Origin of the sequence: Mesorhizobium jarvisii (assembly GCF_003601985.1) — a bacterium.
Classification (GTDB): Bacteria; Pseudomonadota; Alphaproteobacteria; order Rhizobiales; family Rhizobiaceae; genus Mesorhizobium; species Mesorhizobium jarvisii.
This window is the reverse complement of the sequence record NZ_QZXA01000013.1, coordinates 79,474-98,237: the sequence shown is the minus strand read 5'-3', so window position 1 is coordinate 98,237 and position 18,764 is coordinate 79,474. Positions and strand designations below refer to the sequence as shown.

Below are 18,764 nucleotides of genomic sequence, written 5' to 3'. Positions count from 1 at the left end.
CCCATGGCGAACGAACGTGCCACGGTTGTACACACGCCGGTTGGCGCCGATGTGCTGACCTTCACCCATCTCGTCGGTCGTGACGAGATCAGCCGAAGTTTTGCTTATACCGTCGGGTTCGTCAGCAAGAGCCGAGACGTCGATCCGCTCAAGATGCTGGGCGGCGTCGTTTCGGTCGAAGGTGAATCCGATCCAAAGCGTTGGTTCAGCGGCCTGGTGTCGGATTTCAAGCTTACGCGCATAGAAGACCGGCTGGCCTACTACGAGGCCACCGTCAGACCGTGGCTCTGGTTCCTCGGAAATACCACCGATTGCCGCATTTTCCAGAACATGACGGCTGTGGAGATCGTCGAAAAGATCTTTTCGAAATACGGCATCGCAAAATTCGAGAAGCGCCTGCAGGGCTCGTATCCATCGCGCGAATACTGTGTCCAGTATGACGAGAGTGATCTCGATTTCGTACAGCGGTTGTTCGAGCACGAAGGCATTTTCTATTTCTTCGAGCATGATGAGGACAAGCACACGCTCGTGCTGTGCGATGCGATGAGCAAGCTGAAGCCGGCTCCAGGCTACGAGAAGGTGCTTTATAATTTCGAGGGCTATGGCTCGCGACGCGACGTAGAATACATCACCGAATGGATCCCGGGCAGTGCGGTGCGGCCAGGCGCCTACGCCCATACGGACTATGACTTCGAGAAGCCCGGCGCTGATCTGATGGCGAAGTCCGCCCAGCCCTTCAGCCACAAGGAGGCTTCGGGCGAAAACTACCGCCAGCCCGGAGCGCATCTCGATGTCGGGCGCGGCGACACGATCGCGGGGATCCGCCGCGAGGAACTTCAGGCAGTGCACCATCGCAACACCGCCGTCGGTACGGTGCGCGGCCTTTTTTCCGGCTGCAAGTTCACGCTCGAAAGCTTTCCGCGCGACGACCAGAATACGGAATATCTGGTTGTGAGCGCCGAATACCGCCTGTTCGATCCGGGCTACCGGACCCAGAACGAAGCCCACATCGAGAATTTCAAGGTGGTGCTGGGCGTAGCGCCCACGAAATTGCCCTATCGGCCACCGCGCATCACGCCCAGACCGATCATGCGCGGCCCGCAGACGGCAACGGTGGTCGGCCCTTCGGGCGAAGAGATATTCACCGACAAATATGCGCGGGTGAAGGTGCAATTCCACTGGGACCGCCTCGGCAAGAAGGACCAGAATTCGTCCTGTTTCGTGCGCGTGTCTCAGACCTGGGCTGGCAGCGGCTGGGGCTTCATCCAGATCCCGCGCATCGGCCAGGAGGTCATCGTCGATTTCATCGAGGGCGACCCGGACCTGCCGATCATCACCGGTCGCGTCTACAATGCCTCCGAGATGCCGCCCTACGCGCTACCTGCCAACGCCACGCAATCGGGCTGGAAGTCCAATTCCTCGAAAGGCGGTGGCGGCTACAACGAGCTGATGTTCGAGGACAAGGCCGGTTCCGAACTGGTCAATTTCCAGGCGCAGAAGGACCACCATCTGCTGATCAAGCACGACCGCAACAAGACGGTACAGCACGACCAGTCCGACCGCATCGACCATGACGCCAAGCACTCCGTCGGCCATAACCTCGACGAGGACGTCGGCAACAACAAGACCGTCAAGGTCGGCGTCGACCAGACGACGAACATCGGGTCGAACGACACCGAAACGGTCGGCGCGAACCGGTCGCTAACGGTGATGGCGAACGAGACGATCCACGTCGTCGCCAATTCGACGGAAAACATCGACGCCAGCCATTCGCAGACGGTGGGGCTGGTGCAGACGGTGACGGTCGGCGCGGCGCGCGTCGATACCGTGGGCGCCACCGAGACACGGAGCGTCGGCGCGGCGCAAACGAATACGATCGGGGCGTCGCGGAGTGTGACGGTGGGGGCGGGGCAGAGCCACGATATCGGGGCTGCCGACAGCTGGAACATCGGCGCGGCGCAAACGGTTAATGTCGGCGCCGATCAGAGTTTCACTGTGGCAGGCGAGCATGCCTCCGAAATCGGCAAGGGCCGCACCACCAAGGTGGCTAATGATGATTCGACTGAAGTAGGCGGGGCGCGCGCGCTCAAGATTGCAAAAGGCAGCGCTGTCGAAATCGGCGAAGACGGTGCCATCAAGGTGGGCAAAGCCCTGCTGATCGAAGCAGGCGATTCCATAATGATCAAATGTGGTTCCGCTGGAATTGCTTTGAAGAAGGACGGAACGATCACGATCGAAGGAAAGGACATAACCATCGTAGGTTCAGGTGAGATTGGCGTCAAAGCCTCGAAAGACATCACCATGAAGGGCAGCAAGATCAATCAGAACTAGGGCTCGTTATGACGAAGGCCATTGGGAAGACCAGGATCGTTGAAAAAATCGAAGGCGTGGTGATCGGCGTCTTCCTCGGCTTCGGCGAGGATGCGCCGCTGGTAGTTTTTCCGGGCAATCCTAAGCAGATCGCCATTCCGGCTCGTAGTTTGGCGGAGCTCAACTCATCAATGATCGGAGCTGAGGTGGCGTTGTTGTTTCAGGAGGGCGATCCGGAACGGCCGCTTATCGTTGGCCGGATCGTTGAGCCAGCGCGCAAGGTGGCGCCAGCACAGGTTATCCGCGACGGCGAGAATGTGAAAATCGTCGGCGACGAACGGATCGAACTGCGCTGTGGCAAGGCCACGATCATCATGGAGAAGGATGGCCATATCACGATACGTGGAACCTATCTGACCAGTCACGCCAGCGCCGCAAACCGTATCCGCGGCGGATCCGTGAATCTCAATTGATGCAAGTGCCTGTCCTCCCGGAAATAGTCCGTCAGCACGCTGAGATGGCGGCGTTCCTATGGACGGTGTACGACTATCACCTGCTTCATCCAGACGAGAACCCTGAGATGGACGAGGTGCGTCTAGGGCGCCTTGTTGCGAGGATCGAGGCGCATTTGGACGGCTTGCGGGTAGCAGGGCCTGAGGGGCTAGCGATTGCCGCAAAGGCATATGAGGCGTTTCCGGAAGCGGGCGAGCTCTTCGTCCTGCGCATGCTCTCCGTACCCGATCCACCGCGCATCGCGGCGCTCGACCTCGAAAAAGTTCGAGCCTTTTTGGCGGCTGCAAAACGATAGTTACGGACGAGGCCCGGCGTTTTTTGCGCGGCAGCTTCTCACAAGAACCTTCGAGACATGTCGATTATGCTGGCATGAAGACCGTTGTCGTATCCGAACTCGAAGCCGGACCAGCTTGACCCATCGAACAAGAAGACTTCTTTCCAACCAACCACAACCATGAATTCGGGCGATGCCTGCATCGCATACCCGTAGCCCAACGCCCTGAGAGGAGCGAGCTTCAGCCCCTTCTGGACATAGAGGCCATACTCATCGTCACCCCAATAGCGCTTGCCCTTGAACTCGCAAATTGAGAAGAAATCTCGGTCAGGCGCTTCGATGGCCGTAAGATCGTCTTCGAGGTACCGGAAGCAATAGCCGTCCTCGCAGCCTATGTTTATGACCCCGTCCTCGGCGACTTGAACCGCATTTATCGAGCGATTGAAATTTAGAGGAATTCTCTTCCAACCATTGCCAGCAAGACGAAGCAGCGTGCCATCGTCTCCCGCCACGTGAACAGGCCCGTTACTCGCGCTATGCATGGCCCGCAGGAAAGATTTGGCGATCGGCTTGATTGTCCGCCATGCATGGCCTTCGGCGACACAAACGGTTCCGTGCTCGCCATACAAATAAACCGCGCCATCCTCTTGATGGTAGAGTTTGTTAAAGAACAGGTCAGGGGTTCCGCTGGCCGCATGCGCAGTGCCGTGAAGGAAATGGGTCGTACCGCCGATTTCCAATGCGACGTGGTCGATTGGGGTAGGGCTAACATGCGCAAGGATAAGATTTGGAACCTCAAGCAATGTCTCGTAGCGAAGTGTCTTTCCGTCGAAAAGGACTTTCAGCAGGTATGAGTGCCCAATTTCGTCGTTTTCGTCACTAAGCTGGACAGAGACGCTGAAATATTTCCCCTCCAGATGAAATCCGCTCATTACCTCTAAGTCGATCTGATCGGGTCTGAGATGGGAGAAGGGATTTTTCGAAGGCATCACAGACGCTCCTAGCGCATCGTGTACATATCGTTAAGTTCTTCTTGCGTTTTCTTGGGAACGACGACACTCTGAATATATGCCATAAAGATCATTTTGAGGCATTTTTGAACATTCTCTCGCGTCTTTGGGCTGGCGTTCTTGGTTTCCTTGTGATTGACTGTAACAGCTTCGACTGCCTTGCTGACGCCGCCCCTCAATTTCGGTGGTTGCCCCTGATTGAGCCGCCTGGTGTTGTAGTCGCTCATCATGTTGGTTTTTAGATTGTGCGGAGAGCCCTTCTTGCTCCCTTTTCCTGTTTGATACCCACCACCTTTCTTGTGTTTGTACGATCGAATACAGACGCAAGGCGCGGTATTCTGGTCGTAATTCCTCCATTTTGGATATGAGATATTCTTAGCACGATCGCTCTGAAAATATTCATTGCTGACAAAGTGTTCTGATTCATACCCGTCGGGACATTTCTTGTCTTCATGGGCATGCAGCCGCATGTTGTGCTTTTGCAGAAGGGTTCCGCAAGTCACGTTTCCCATATTCACTGTCAGGATATGAGCCCACGGGACGGCTGCGGTCGCGGCGGTCGAGGCGTGGTTGTTGGTCGACAGATCGGTGAACCGGATGACCGGCTCCCCATCGAACTTCACGTCGTTGGACCAGGAATTGAAATACTCCTTGCCGGTGTTGGTCGAGGTGATGATCCCCTTCTTGGCCGCGCATCCGGCCTCGTCGCCACTGGTCTTTGAAAGGTCGGACTTGTTCTTGATGTTGACGGTTTTGCCGGAAATCTTGACCGTTCCGGTACCCTGCTCGGTGTCGCTGGACACCCCGAACAGGGGGTACGGGACAGGCACGCCAGGAGGCGTTGCCGGATTCTCCGGAGGCGTGAAGCAAACGTCCGGAAATGCCGCAATCGTCTTGCCATCGCTTCCCTGGCCGGAGATTTCCAACCCATTTGCGAAGACGTTTCCCATCAGACGGCCCGTCCGGTGAAGACGGCTGCCCCGCAGGCGCCCGTGTCGTTGGAGGCTTCAACGAGCACGGAATCGCCCATGGCATAGCCCTTGGCCGCAGCGGTGAATGCCCAGCCCAGCATCAGCGGCACCACGGCAGCCCCGACATTGCCCAGGGTTTCGCCGGGCGACCAGATATCCATGAATTCGCGGCGGCCACGGGTCAGACGCAAGGTGGCCAGGGCGCTTTGCCTGAACCAGTACTTCTCGCCGATCAGGTCGGAGATGCGATAGCCGACACGATGCATGGCGATACCGGTCTCCTCAAGCGCGGTCCGGTAGGCAGCGGTCATGCCGTCACCCCGCGACGCCAGATCGTCGGGATTGTAGATGAAGGCGGGCTCTCGGCTGAGCCCGAGGCCTTGAAGGCGAAGACTGCCGAGCGTTGGTCGGGGGGAGCAAAGGATCGCGGCGGCCGCCTCGCCGGGGATGAATCCGTCCGGATTGTCGGGCACCAGCAGTCGGTTTTCGGCAAAGTAGTGCGTGACGGTGCCTGCAGTCAGGTAGCTGTCGACGCCGACGATCATCACGAAGGGGGCATCGCTGGCCGAGAAAATTCTGCGGGCTTGTTCCAATGCGACCAGCCCGGAGGGACGACCATGCGCCACGATCCGTGCTTTGTTGGGACTAGTCAACTTGGTAATCGAGGCTATGCGAGAGAGCATACGCTGTCCGTCCGGGGCCGGCCGGCCGGGGCGATCGTCTTCGGCAAGGCATAGAATGAGGACGGCGGAGCCTCGCGCTTCCGGAACGCCGGCAAAAGCTTCGGTGATCGCCATCGCGGCAAGGTAGGCCATGCGCTTCTCGCCGACCCAGTCACCGGGCAGGGGGACGGGCGCGCCGATGAGCTGATCGCCGCCCGAGGCGAGAAAACCTGTCTCCTGAAATCCGTCTATTCCCGCTCGCATCGCCGCGCACGACGACGGTGCGCTGAGACCGACGGCGGTTACCATACCGATCGAAACGATGTCGATCGCCGCGCTCATACAGCTTCATCCTCGGGCGCGACCCCAGCAGCGCGAACATAATCCCGGCCGGTGGCTCGCGCTCGCAGCATCGACTGGGTCGGCGGACCGATCCAGCATTCGGTGAAGTCGAGGATCGTGCGGTGAATGCGCTGAGATAGGCGCCAAACCAGGGAGAAGCAGCGGTTCTCTGGGTCAAACAAAATGGTGTCGGGAAGGATTTCTCCTTCAAATGAGAGCTCTCGCTCCCTGAAGAGCGTCATCGGCAGTGCGGTCTGTGGCAGGCGGAAGCCTACCCGGCCCTCAGGGGTCAGGTTCACGAGTTGCACTTCTTCACCGCCCTTCGGTAGCTCGATCTGCTGGTCGGGCGGCGCCATTTGGAAATAGCGTTCATCGAAATCCGGAGGCAAGAATGGGAAAATGTTGGCCACCCAGTTGTCATCGTAGGTACCGCCATATTCGATCCGGCCGGGCCAACCACGTCCCATAGGGCCGAAACTCATTGGCTTGTAGTCGCCGAACGGGGAGCGCATGTCCTCGCCAATTGCCTGTGTGTTGGGCAGCCGCAGGCCTGGGACTAGACGCTGGTTCTTGGTGCGCGACCATCCGGTTCCGACTGGGTTGTATCTATAGCTGGCGGGAAGCTGGTCCTCCGGATCCAGCCTGTCGACGCCACCCCAGGCAACGTCATAGGAGATCGGCAGTTTCAGGAAGGGTTGCGGCGACGTGGCGGTAAAGACCGGACCAATGGAGCGCCATTCCCGGTGGCCGACGACCTCGAACAGCTTCGACCAGTTGCCGACCTTGATCCCGACCGGTATGCGCTCGGCTGGTCTGCCGTTTGGCGCATAGGCGCAGCCATTGGCGATGACATCGCAGCGTGGCTTGCGGAAGGCAAAGTCGGTCTCCCACAAGGTTGCCGAATAGCCAGGCACACCGGTTTGCGTGTCGGCCATGACAAGTGGTATCTGCTTCGCCGATTTTTGCACCGGCCCGCCAGGCGTCTCGGGAAAGTCGAACGTGCCTTTGACCACCACGACAATCCACTCATGGGCGTCCTTGTCCGTGCCCACAGTGAACTGATGCGGAAAGCCCATCTGGTTCCAGATCTGCATCAGCTGGTCTCCCAGCTTGCGGCGAAGATCTGCTCCAGGGTCGGCTGCGGCGCTTGCTGATCGACATCGAAAATATCCGTATGTGCCGTCCACGCCACGAACTCGTCGATGAGATCGCCCTCGCCATCGATAAGCGGAACGGGCAGGGCGGCCAGTGCCGCGTCGAGTTCGTCGGGTGTCAACTCTCCTCGCTGCGCCGCCAAGGCGAGGGTTTCGATGCTTTCGAACCATGCGTCCGCAAAAGCCAGCTTAAGGGGCGCCTCCGGGAGCCTTGCGACGACGCTCAATGGAAATTGCCGGCCGACCCTGTCGGCGCTTTGCAGTAGGATGCCGGCCGAGGCGCCGAAGGAACCAGGCCCGCTGAGGAAACGCAGCGCAATGTGCTGCGGCCAGGTTTTAAGTCCGAACAGCGGCACGATATGCTGCGCCAGCCAGCGGTCCCATCCACGCACGAAATCCGCCGGCAGCCGCCGGGTCACGAAATCGCCGGTGGCGGGCATCTTGCCATAGAAGCCGGGCACGATCAGATCTGCGGCGGACATGTGAACTTCTTGAACATTTCGAGCGTGTAGGGGTTCTCGACGCTGGCGGCTTTGAGTTCGAAATCGGCCCACATCCCCTTCGTGCCGAGCCGCAGGCTATAGACGTCGGTGAGCTTGGTCGCGGCGAAGCGGCCGCCGCGCAGCATTCTGAGCCACGCCCAGCTGCCGGTCTCGTTCAGCATCACTTCGGGCGAGCCGTCGACCGGCTGGAAGGCGAGCGAGATCACCCCGGTGCCATCCTTGCCGGGCCACGTCATCGGTTGCGGCCTGGTGGCGTTGTTGTAGTAGACGAGGTTCTGGCCATCGAGGTTGAGCGTGACACGCGCCACGTTGGGGGAGAGGTCCTTGGGCTCCAGCGTGAAGTTCATCACCGGGCCGGTGCCGCCCGGAAACAGATCGTCGCGGATATGCCTCGCCTGCTCGAACGCTGCGAGTGCCGCTGGGTCGAGGCCGAAATCGGCACGCCATTTCCACGGCTCGCTGGCGGTGTCGACATAGTTGATCAAATGGTCGGTGGTGAAGGCATCGATCAGGCCGGTCGGCCCGAACAGACGTTGGAAGTCGCGCACATTGACATCGACCGCGCTGTCCGGGCTGAACGGATAGCGGTTGTTGAGCGCCGCCTGGCAGAAGGGCAGTATATCGGCCCGCCAGATGGCGTTGAGCTCGTTGGTTACGGCTTTCTGCGACAGCCCGCTGGTGTCGCCGGCAATGCCGCCCAGCCACTCGTTGATCGGCGAAGGCAGGATCTGCGCCTGCCTGGCGACGGCACCCGTCAGTTCGGCGAGGCCGCCCTGCTTCTTGATTGCATCCTGCGGGTTGGGATTGGCGGTCACCGTCTGCAACACATTCGACAGCGCCGTCAGCGCCACGACGGCGGCGTCGAGCGCCGGCGGCTGGCCGTCGACCTGGGCGATGGTGCCTTTGAGCGGCTTGAAATGCTCGGCAACCAAGCTGCCGGTCATGTCCACCTGGTTGGCGGAGCCGGCGCGCGGCAGGAGCTTGGCGCCCGAGGTCACCACCTTGCCCAGCTTTCCGAGTTTGCTGAGCAGCTTGGAGCCGGTCTTGGCGGCAGCGCCACTTTTGTCGTCGGCCGGCGCATCGTCGGAGCGGGTGAGGTCTGTCTCCTGCACCACTGCCGTCAACAGGCGCTTCAGCGCGGAGTCGGCGCTGGAAAGATCCTTAAGGTTTTCACTGGCGATGTTGAGATCGGTAAGCGGCGCGAGCCGCATGTCACGCAGGAAAGAGTCCCACTGGGCGATATAGTCGTCATAGTAGAGCTTCAAGATGTCCTGCGAGAGCGCCGAGACCGACGTCTCCGAATTCTCCGAGCAGCCACCGGCAAACACCGCGCGATCGAGGGCCGCCTGTCCCGCTACATCCTCGACCCGGTCGAGGATCGCGTCGTGGAAACCGGCATAGGTGTAGGGGCCAGGAACACCGACGCGCAACGTCTTGTCGGAGCGGCGCGCGAACACTTTGGCGCCGTTCGGCCCGGCAAAATTGGCCGGCACCCATTCCTTGATGGCGGCTACCTCCGGGTCGGCCAGGAGCTGCTTGTAGGCGCGCTGCGGCAGCGAGATCGTGCATACAGTCTTCAGCGCCTCCGCGACCAGTGCCTTGTCCGGGGCGATGTAGCTGTCGTCGACGGCCATGCGGCGGATGGCTGCGATTTGGTGCTCTTCGGCGTCGGCCGTGGGGAAAGGCGGTGCCGGCGCGAATTGTGGCAGGCTGTTCACCCACCAGTTCTGGACGAAATCGGTGTCCATCTGCGACAGGCCGGTCATCATCCGGTAGGTCTTCAGCGCGCCGAGCATGAAATCCGGATCGCGGATTTGCCGCCACATCGTGGCCTCGAGCAGGGCGACCATATGCGGCTCGAGCACGTTGCGCAGCGCATGGTCGTAGGTATCGGTCTGTGCGCGCACCAGCTCCGGCGAAGCGGTCGGGCCGAGCAGGTTATGGACGGCGCCTGGCGGCGGCGTTCGGGCGGTCGCCACCGCGTCCATCGCCGCCAGCGCGCCATCCATGGTCGGCTGCTCGACCGCGGCCGGCGTGGCGGCGACTTGGGTGAGCGGCCCTTGCAGGGCTTCGAACTGGCCGGCCTGTTCGGTGATCGCATTGCGGTTGTCGAGGTAGGACCAGGTGAACAGTCCGCCGGCCAGCAGGGCCGCGAGCGCACAGGCGGCGGCGGCGCCGCGCCAGATCCAGGCGCGGCGGCGCTGCGCCAGCGGATCGAATGTGCCAAGGCCAGCCTCCTTGAAGATCACTTCGGTGAGAAGGTTCCTGAGGAAGAAGCTTCGCTTCTCGACGCGCGCCGCCGGCATGGCGCGGCGCGGCGGCAGCCCGAAGGACGATGACAACGCCGCGGTCAGGCGGTCGATGGGGGCACCTTCCTGTGTCGCCGATGTCAGATAAAGGCCGCGCAGCCACGCGGCTTCCTCATAGCGGCTTTCGCCGAACATCGCCTCGATCAGCACCTGGATCGGCCCGCAGAGGCTCGCCAACTGCGCCGGAAAGCGAAAGATCTCGGCGCGCGAGCCAAGCTTGTCCTCGTCTTCAAGGCGCGGCACCAGCCTTCGCTCCAGCTCGGTGCCAAGCCTGGCCAGCTCCGCCTGGATCATGCCTGCGTTGACGCGGGCATCCAGCGCAAAGGTGGTTCCCCACACCTGCTCGCGCGCACTCGTCGACAAGCCGCCGAAGAAGGCTTCGAACCCTTTGATCAGGTCGGCCTTCGTCAGCATCAGGTAGACAGGCAGACGAATCTCCAGTCGATCGTTGAGCTCCGCCAGTCGGCGGCGGATCTTGCGGCCGTGCGCCTTGATTGCTTCGTCGCCCTCCGAGAGGGCATCGATCGACAGCGCGACGATGACGCCGTTGAGCGCACGCCGGCCCCGGTGCTTCTTCAGAAGGTCCAGGAAGCCCAGCCATTCCGCGGCGTCGACGTCCGGCTGGCTCTCCTGCTGGACGTAGCGGCCCGCGGTGTCGATCAGCACCGCGTTCTCGGAGAAAAACCAGTCGCAGTTGCGCGTGCCGCCGACACCCTGCAGATCATCGGTCAGATCGATTGGAAAATTGAGGCCCGACTGGCGCAATGCCGTGGTCTTGCCGGTGGCCGGAGGCCCGACGATCACATACCACGGCATCTCGCGCAGGAACTTCCGTCCGCCGAGCTTGCGCCGCTTGAGCTCGGCCATCACCTCGCCGAACTTGGCGCCTACGGCTGCAACGCTCTCTTCGCCGGGGGTGAGCTGCTTTTCGGCCACGGGCGCCGAGATTTCGGCGACGAACATGCGGTTGGCGCGGATCGCGCGCCGTTGCGCGATGATCAGCCAGATCAGCCACAGGATGATCAGCCCCGCGATGATGGCGATGCGCACATTGTCGGATTCGAACGGCGCGTACGGGCCGACCTGGACGATCGGGCCGAACACCCAGATCAAAAGCGAAAGCAGCGCAATGCCGATCAGCGTCCAGAGAAAGCGCGAGGTGATGACCGCCCAGAGGAAGCGCAGGATGAACATCTCAGAGCCTCTTCTCGACCAGGACCTCGACGCGCCGGTTGAGCGCGCGGCCCTCGCGCGTCGAGTTGTCGGCCACCGGATCGGAGTCGGCGCGGCCTTCGGAATGGATGCGCTCCTGTGGCACGCCAGCCTGCACCAGGAGGTCCGCTATGGTTTGGGCACGTGCCTCCGAGAGCCGCTGGTTGCTCGCGAGCGGGTTGGACCGTTGCAGGCCCACATTGTCGGTATGGCCGACGATCGTGATGTTGCCGATCAGCTCCTGATTGGCGAGGATCACCTTGGCGATAGACTGGATCAGGGGCTCGTAGCCCTGCGACAGTGTCGGCCGCGAAGACTGGAAGAGCTCGGGGTTGGAGGACTGGATGATCAGCTTGGCCAGCGAGACGCTCTCGGTACCGCTGAGCGCGCCCTTGAGGCTCGCCGGCGCTTCGGCCTTGAACGCGGGCAGCAGCGCGAAATCGACCGGCTGTGGCGGTTCAGGTGCGGGCGCATCCTGCTTGGGTGCGGCGCGGGTAACGTCCGCGCGCGAGGCCGGCGGCAGCGTGCGCACGAGGGCGGAGAGTTCGACCGCCTGGCTGCTCAAGCTCATCGACAGACCGATATAAGCGACGGCGGCGACGACAACCGCGGCAAGTGCCATCACCCAGATCGGAACGATGAAGCGCTGCGGCTCGTCGGAAGCGATCACGCCTTTCCAGTTCGGCGACAGCGGCGCGTCCTCGGCGTCCGCATTGCGCAGGAAGCGCGCGGCTGCCACACGCACGGCATTGAGCGAGCGGTCGCCGGCGCGGCCGGGCACCCGATACTTGCCGCGGAAGCCGAGCGCCAGGCAGTAATACTGAAGCTCAAGCATCTCCCGGTCGCGGTTGGGATGGCGCTCCAGCTCGTCAAGGCGGGTGAAAAACTGGGTGCCGGCATCGACGTCGCCACGCAGCATGACCACCAGAGGCTGGCGCGGCCAGGCGCTGGCGCCGCCCCACGGCGTGTTCAGCGCGAGGTCGTCGAGCAACGCCGCCACCGCCCAGGCCGCCTGGTCGGCGCGCTCCAGCGAGGAGCCCGCTGCCATGGCGGCGTCGCGCGCCTGAACCAACTCGTCGAGTAGGCGCGTGCGCATCGCTTCCGGGTTCTCCGGCGCCAGCGCGCTTTCGAGCTCGGGCGCGAATTCGAGCAACGGCGCGAAGATATTGATGAGCGTGTTGGGATGGGCGCGCGCCCTTTTTACCGGCGCGCCCGGTGACAGCGGCGCCATCGGCCGTGGGGCGGCGCCCGCCAGCCTGATGCGTGTGCGTTCGCGATCCTCCGACAGTCCGAAAGGATCATCCCGGCTCATGGCCTCACCTGTTCACTGAGTAGCAGTCGACCTGCGGCTCGCTCGGCAGGACACCGGAAACGCCGATGACGAAGCCGGGGGCGTCGAGCAACGAGGCCCAATGCTCGCTCTTCTGGTCAAGCTCCAGGCACAGCCGGTCGCCATCATAGGGAATCTCGCGTGGCTGCGAATGAAGCGGTTTCAGCGGAATGCCCGGCAGGCGCGACTTCCAGAGGCCTTCGAACTGGTCAGCGGCGCCGACTGTCGCCTGGTTGACGAAAATCTTGCGCAGCGCGTCCTCCGACAGTTCCGATCCGACGCGGATGACGATGCGGCTGGCGACCAAGAGCTTCGGGTTGTCGATGCGCACCTTCCAGACATTGGTCGCGTGCCGCATGACCGGCAGCGCGCGCGATTTCGGCTCGATGTAGCGCAGGCTGAGGATGAGCGAACGCAGGGCGTCGGCCAGCGCCATATAGGCAGGGCCGGGCGCCATATGGTCGTAAGCCGGCAATTCGCCGAGCCGCCGCGAGCTCGAGCCATAGGTTGCCATCTCGCCGGCCAGTCCGGCCAGTTCGAGATAGAGTTCGGCCGGATGAAAGACATCCTGCGCGAGCATGTGGGCAAGCCGCGGGCGAGCGGCATTGGCGAGGTGCAGCATCAAAAGGTCTTCGACGCTGCGGCCGGCGCCGCCCATCACCATCTTGCCATGCGCTTCGGCGATCTGGTCGAGGCCGGTCACCACTTCCTGCAGCAATTGCCGGTACCAGTGGACCGCGCCGGTGATCAGCGTCGGCGGCAGGAACGTCTCATCGAGCGAGATGCCGCCGTCGGCGCGCACGCCCTTTATGTCGGCGATCGGCAAGGCGGTATAACCGCCGACCGATTTGCCGGGCGCGAGCAGGGCGGCTTGCGGGCGGGCGATCTCGATCTCTTCGGGATCGGCGCCGCTCTGGACGGCGTCGCGCACCGAAACGATCTTGCCGTGGTAGCGCGCGCCCGTCGATGCCGCATGCGCCGGATCGAACCCGACGCCACCGGGTGGCTCGAGCGGCAGTGCCACCAGCACCGGACCGGCGCCGGTGTCGGCCGTGACCGGCAGCGGCTTGGGCGCATCCATCAGTTCCGGGATGGAGAAGGGCGTGCCGTCCGGGAAAATACCCCGGGCGGACACGATCGAGACCTGGCCGGCGTCGAGCAGCGACTGGTCGAGGGTCAGTTGCTGGAAGCCGAAAGTATGGAGCTGGCCGGCCTGCAATGCGCCGCGCACCATGCCCTCGAAGAACCGATCCTGCTGCTGGAAGTGCTGGGTCCTGAGAAACAGGCCCTCCGACCACAGCACCCTGTTTGCATCGCTCATGCCACTACTTTCTGGCCACAACCATCCGTGGCCCCTGTCGCTAGGCGGAAATGCCGCCCTTGCCGAGGCTGACATTGACGGTAAATTTCGACCCTGGCGATACCGACTTGGTCGTGCGCCAGTTGCGTCCGCCCGGCTCGCGGATCAGCGCCACGAAGCCGAGTGCCGTGGCGTTCGGCTCGACCGTGATGGTCTTGGCCGCCGTCTTGCCTGGCGCGACCGAGATCGTGTCGGAGCCGATGAGGTCGGCACCGAGCGCCGAGCTCGCATCGCCCTGCAGCGCGAAATAGTCGGCCGAGTTGAACTTGCCGGTGCTGGCAAGCCGCATCACCAGTACCGTCACCGGCCTGTCGCCGCCGCCCGGTCCTGGATTCATGCCGGCGCCTCCGGTCACGTTGACCGAGATCACCGATGGTTTCGGCGGGCCGCTCTGGCAAGCCGCAAGCAGCCCCGTAGCGCCGAGGGCAACGACGAATTCGCGTCTGTCGATCATGTCCTACTCCTCCTCTTCGTATGCGTCCCTGAAGTCTGCGCCGATCTCGCCCAGGAAACTCGATTCCGCGCTCTGGGCGATGTCGCGATGGCGTTTCTGGTAGAGCTCCCACAGCTTGGCATTACGTCCGCCGGAGAGCAGATTGCCGATGGCGGAATTGGACTTGAGCTCTTCCTCGATCGCGGCCGGATCGAAACGGTCGATCATGCGCCGAAGCGCGGCCTGAACGCCGCGCCAAGCGCGCACGTGATGCTGTGCAAGGTCCTTTACCGCATCGTTGATCGCCGCCTCGCCGGAGAGAAAGCCCGGACTGCGTTCGGAGATGATGGTGACGATGACATCCTCGGCCGTCGGCAGGAATTTGAGCGGGTTGACTTCGGAGGCGCCGACCACCGTCTGGGCGACGCGCGCGCTTCCCTTCTCCTCGGCGCGCTTGCGCAGGAGTTGCATCAAGCCATCCAGCATCAGCCGGTATTCACGCCCGAATTTTTCCATTTCGGCGATCGGATCGCGAGCGGGAAAATCAGCCTCCTCGACGCCCATGCCGCGCAAGAATGCGGCGCGAAGCGCCATATCGCCGGATGCGGGCTGCGCCGGACGCGCAGGCTTGGGCGCTGGAACGGCGCGTCGCGGCGGCGGTGGCTCGGCCGGCTGCACCGGCACATCCCAGGGATGCCCGGCTCGCGGCTTTTCAGCCTGATGCTGCACACGTCCTGCCGGGGCGGCGCCGTTGGCGAGAGGCGGGGTCGCTGCCGGCCCAAAGCTGAAATCGTCATCGAAGCTGGCCGGCTTTGCCGCATGCCCGGACGCATCGTTGCGCGAAGGCATTTCGCCGAACCCGAACGGATCTGGCTGACCTGGAGCAGCGACATCACCGGATTGCGACGTCGCCACCGGGTCGAGGCTGAACGGGTCGTCAAAGGCAGGCGAACTGCGTTGGCTCGATGGGCGATCATAAGCCCCGGGAACAGGCTGCTCGAACGGGTTCGGCAGGTCCGCCGGGCGTGGCTGGCGTGGTTCTTCCTCGACCTTAGCCGAGAAGAAGTCGTCACCGCCGATGCTGGCAGGCGTTCTCGCTCCCGGCGATGACCACGCAGGCGCGGGATGGCCGGCGACAGGGGCTGGGCCGACCGACGTCCGGTTCGCTTTGGATTGAACCTCGACGTGGAAGATATAGTCGCCCATGCGCAGGCGCATGCCGCTCTGCAGCCGCATCGACCTGCCAGGTCCCAGGGGGCTGTCGGAGTCATCGACGAACAATCCGCTGCTCGACGTGTCGGTAATGAAATAGCCATCCCGGTCGCCGCTGATCCTGCAATGTGCGCGCGAGACGAACATGTCCGGGTCGTCGATCTGCCAGCCGGCATCGGCGCTGCGCCCGATCACCAATTCGCCCTCGTCCAGCCGGGTCTGCCTGACCACTTGCGAGCGCGGGCCTTGTTCCAGCGTCAGCAGAAGGCTCATGCGGCCGCCTCCGCCATTTCCGGCCGCCAGCCGACGATGGTGTGCAATCTAAGATCGTCGGCGTCACCCTTTGCGGAGGGCCGCGCCAGCCAGGCCGTCCGGCCAAGCTGGACAGTTCCGACCCGTGGCAACGGCACGGCTTCGCGCGCGAGCACGATGCGCAAATCGACGTCGAGCGTCTCGCCGATCATGTCGCGCACCGCCTTCTTGAACAGGCCAAGACGCCGTTCGCCGGGCAGGAACGACTTGAAGTCGTCAAGGCTCAGCGGACCAACGCGCAATTCGATCCTGCTTTGACGGCTGAACACCCGCGGCCCGATCGTCGCGCCGCGTCCAAGCCCGGCATGGGCCTTGCCGAGACGCGTCTGCAGTGCCGTCGGTATGGTGATCCAGGCGGCGACGAATTCCTTGATCTGCACCGGCACCTTGAAGGCGGTGGCGAGAAACAGCGTCAGCCGCTCCACGCCGTCGACCTGGTTGGCGAGCGATCCAGCCTGTCGCAGTCGCACAGTGTCGAGTTCGGGATCCTGCGTGCCGGGAAGGCCGATCCCGGACATTGCCTCCAGCATGGCGCGAACTCGCCCGCCGACGGACCGCTCGACCTGCACCGCCGGATGCGCGTCAGCCCAGGCGCGATAGTAAAGGGCCATCATGCGGTGTTGCAGGATGTTGACGAAATCGACGAAGGTCGTGTCGCTGGTCTGCTCGGCATCGGCCCCGGTGAACCAGCGCTGCGACAGCCGGTCGAGCACCCAGCGTGTCAGATGCAATGGCATCGGTCCTTCCGGTCCAAGCAGCCCGAGATTGGCGACGGTCACACGGGCGGAGGCCCCGACGCCCTGGAACTTGACGACGTCGCGGGCCGAGAAGCTCAGGCGGACATGCTGGCCAAGTCTCGCCGGCTCGCGGTCGGCCGTTCCGGAATGGCCGAACAATCCACCGCGCTGCTCCAGGCGCCGCAGCAGCTCGAAAAAATCGAAGTTCTCCAGCGACGGTTCAGCAGCGACCGTTGCGGGCTCCGCTAGATCAGGCAGCGATTGCCGGGCGTCATCGGCCATGGCACATCCTCCTGCTTCTGCAGCAACCGAGTACGGGTCCGCACAAATCCGTTTATCCCTGCATGGCGGGCGAACAGCCGCGAAAGCAGGGCCGAAAGCAGCAGCGAACTTTGCCCCGCCAGCACGGACTGGTCGACATGCAGTGTCACTTCGGTGCCGCGTCCGAAACACATTGGCCCGTCGATCTGGAGCCGCTCGATCACCGGGCGTGAATCGATGCGCACGATCGAATGCACGTTGCGGGCAAGGCTGGGATCGCCGCGATCGGCATAGAGGTCGAGCAAGGCATGCAGCGGATCGACGCCACGGCCTTCCTGGGCAAGGCTGAGGAAGTTGAGAGAGAGCTGCGCCACCAGCCGCCAGGCGAGATTATCGGCGCGGGATTCGCCTGCCGCGCTGGCCGGGAGGGACGCCGGGATTGCCGGCTGCGGCGCCCGCAGCGCTCCAAGCAAGCGCACCGCTTCGACCGGATCGGCCGTCTCCAGCGTCAGCGTCGGCGTGTCGTCCAGGATCGGCAGGTCGCGGTTGGTGCACAGCGCCGTGATGTCGAGACGCTTGAGCGGCCGGTTTGGCGAGCTTCCTGCCGGCCGCGAGACGGCGATGAAGACATCGTCGCCCGTGTAGGAGGTGCGGGTCAGACCTTCGCGCCGTTCGTCTTCGGTGGCTCGGCGCGGACGTCGCTCGATCGAATAGACCCAGCCGCTGCCGCGGTTCTGCCCCAGGCTGAACAATTCTGGAATTGTCGCCTCGCCGCTCTCCGCGTCGGCGTCCTCGACCCGGGTGACCCGGAAGATCTCGAAATCCCGCGCCCGGGTGCGGTCGGCGTGCAGCACCTGACGCGTTTTGCGCGGATCGATCTCGATGACGTTGCATTCGCGTTCGAAGAGGTTGATGACCGGTGTCACGAACAATTCGAAGTCGGCAACCGTCACATCGGCGAGCTCGGGCACCGGACGCCGGAACAGGAAGATGATCTCGATCCCCGCATCGCACTTGCGCACCACCGGCTGGAGGCCGGCGACCCGCACATAATGGAAGCGCTCCGGGATCATGAAATATTCGCGCAGCAGCCGGTATCCCTCGAAGGTCGGACGGGTGCGCGGCATCAACGCTTCGTCGTCGCGGATGCCGATCATTTCGGGCTCGGGCAGCGCCGTCAGCGGATTGGTCTTGCCTTCCGCCCGCGCGCCGAGAGCCGAGCAGGCGCCGAAGATCGCATCGAAAAGCAAGGGTGCCCTGGCACGCCCGGCGAAATAGAGGTCGAGACGGTCGAGCGACAGTTCGCTGAGCTTACCCTTTCCCGTCCGGGCAAGGGTGATGCGAAACGCCGCCTCGCCGCGCGCGTCGCCGATCATCGCGATTCCGGCAGCGGCGAGCGCGCTGCGATCCTGGAAATAGCCGACCGAGGCGATCGCGATCGGCCACAGCGTGACCTCCTGCGCGGTGGTGAAGGTCGAACGCGTCGAAAGCCCTGGATTGAGGCCGGAGACCAGTCGTGTGCCACGCGGGACGGCGTGGCCGGCAATCATCGACTGCACCTGCTGGCCGGGTTTCAGCACAGCCATCGCCGTCGCGGGCGCTGGCGTCACCAGATCCGGGTAAAGCACATCGAGCACGGCGCGCGAGAAGCGCGAGCGCTCCGCGTCGACCTTGAGACGGGTGCGCGCGGCCAGGAAGGCCACGCCGTCAAGCAGCCGTTCCACATAGGGGTCGGGGCAGGGGACCGTGTCGAGGGAAAGATTGCGGGCGACCGCCGGATGCATGTCGGCGAATTCCGCGGCCAACGCCCGGATATGGGTCAGTTCTTCTTCGTAATACTCCACGAAGACCCGATCCAT

At 63.2% G+C, this 18,764-nt stretch carries 15 protein-coding genes; 3 read left to right on the top strand and 12 right to left on the bottom strand.

Features of this window, described 5'->3' with window-relative positions; translation table 11 throughout:
• The first annotated feature begins 3 nt into the window (after nt 1-3).
• The 3 genes from D3242_RS27960 to D3242_RS27950 are packed head-to-tail and all read left to right on the top strand — an operon-like array spanning nt 4 to nt 3,118.
• Complete coding sequence (locus tag D3242_RS27960) at nt 4-2,331, top strand: type VI secretion system Vgr family protein (RefSeq protein WP_064986054.1); 2,328 nt, start codon at nt 4-6, stop codon at nt 2,329-2,331.
• A gap of 8 nt (nt 2,332-2,339) precedes the next feature.
• Entirely contained in the window at nt 2,340-2,783 is a 444-nt protein-coding gene (locus tag D3242_RS27955) for a DUF6484 domain-containing protein (protein WP_064986052.1), read from the top strand.
• The gene (locus tag D3242_RS27950; protein ID WP_064986050.1) at nt 2,780-3,118 is read left to right on the top strand and encodes a hypothetical protein; all 339 of its coding nucleotides are present in this window, start codon (nt 2,780-2,782) and stop codon (nt 3,116-3,118) included. Before D3242_RS27955 ends, D3242_RS27950 begins: the two co-directional genes overlap by 4 nt.
• 38 nt (nt 3,119-3,156) lie before the next feature.
• On the opposite strand, the gene D3242_RS27945 is transcribed toward D3242_RS27950, so the two are convergent.
• Genes D3242_RS27945 through tssF form a run of 12 tightly spaced genes read right to left on the bottom strand, consistent with a single transcriptional unit; the run spans nt 3,157 to nt 18,764 of the window.
• Nucleotides 3,157-4,086, bottom strand: coding sequence for a hypothetical protein (locus tag D3242_RS27945; RefSeq protein WP_064986048.1), 930 nt, complete (start codon nt 4,084-4,086; stop codon nt 3,157-3,159).
• Nucleotides 4,087-4,097: 11 nt separating this feature from the next.
• Nucleotides 4,098-5,057 (bottom strand): DUF4150 domain-containing protein, encoded by a 960-nt coding sequence (locus D3242_RS27940; RefSeq protein ID WP_064986047.1) that lies wholly within the window; start codon nt 5,055-5,057, stop codon nt 4,098-4,100.
• Complete coding sequence (locus D3242_RS27935) at nt 5,057-6,082, bottom strand: 3-oxoacyl-ACP synthase (RefSeq protein WP_064986043.1); 1,026 nt, start codon at nt 6,080-6,082, stop codon at nt 5,057-5,059. The genes D3242_RS27940 and D3242_RS27935 overlap by 1 nt, the downstream gene beginning before the upstream one ends.
• Entirely contained in the window at nt 6,079-7,176 is a 1,098-nt protein-coding gene (locus D3242_RS27930; RefSeq protein WP_064986041.1) for a DUF2169 family type VI secretion system accessory protein, read from the bottom strand. Before D3242_RS27930 ends, D3242_RS27935 begins: the two co-directional genes overlap by 4 nt.
• Nucleotides 7,176-7,718, bottom strand: coding sequence for a type VI secretion system-associated protein TagF (gene tagF, locus D3242_RS27925; RefSeq protein ID WP_081296219.1), 543 nt, complete (start codon nt 7,716-7,718; stop codon nt 7,176-7,178). The genes D3242_RS27930 and tagF overlap by 1 nt, the downstream gene beginning before the upstream one ends.
• Entirely contained in the window at nt 7,700-11,242 is a 3,543-nt protein-coding gene (gene tssM / locus D3242_RS27920; RefSeq protein ID WP_064986039.1) for a type VI secretion system membrane subunit TssM, read from the bottom strand. Before tssM ends, tagF begins: the two co-directional genes overlap by 19 nt.
• Before the next feature lies 1 nt (nt 11,243).
• The gene (gene tssL, locus D3242_RS27915; RefSeq protein WP_064986038.1) at nt 11,244-12,572 is read right to left on the bottom strand and encodes a type VI secretion system protein TssL, long form; all 1,329 of its coding nucleotides are present in this window, start codon (nt 12,570-12,572) and stop codon (nt 11,244-11,246) included.
• Between the two features lie 4 nt (nt 12,573-12,576).
• Entirely contained in the window at nt 12,577-13,911 is a 1,335-nt protein-coding gene (tssK, locus tag D3242_RS27910; protein ID WP_010910851.1) for a type VI secretion system baseplate subunit TssK, read from the bottom strand.
• Between the two features lie 40 nt (nt 13,912-13,951).
• On the bottom strand, nt 13,952-14,404 hold the full coding sequence (tssJ, locus tag D3242_RS27905; RefSeq protein WP_019859795.1) for a type VI secretion system lipoprotein TssJ: 453 nt from the start codon (nt 14,402-14,404) through the stop codon (nt 13,952-13,954).
• Nucleotides 14,405-14,407: 3 nt separating this feature from the next.
• Nucleotides 14,408-15,868 carry a type VI secretion system-associated FHA domain protein TagH gene (gene tagH / locus D3242_RS27900; RefSeq protein WP_064986036.1) on the bottom strand — a complete coding sequence of 487 codons (1,461 nt, stop codon included), beginning with the start codon at nt 15,866-15,868 and terminating at the stop codon, nt 14,408-14,410.
• Nucleotides 15,865-16,926: a type VI secretion system baseplate subunit TssG gene (tssG, locus tag D3242_RS27895; protein WP_064986034.1), complete on the bottom strand. Its 1,062-nt coding sequence runs from the start codon at nt 16,924-16,926 to the stop codon at nt 15,865-15,867. Before tssG ends, tagH begins: the two co-directional genes overlap by 4 nt.
• Nucleotides 16,890-18,764: a type VI secretion system baseplate subunit TssF gene (gene tssF / locus D3242_RS27890; protein WP_064986032.1), complete on the bottom strand. Its 1,875-nt coding sequence runs from the start codon at nt 18,762-18,764 to the stop codon at nt 16,890-16,892. The genes tssG and tssF overlap by 37 nt, the downstream gene beginning before the upstream one ends.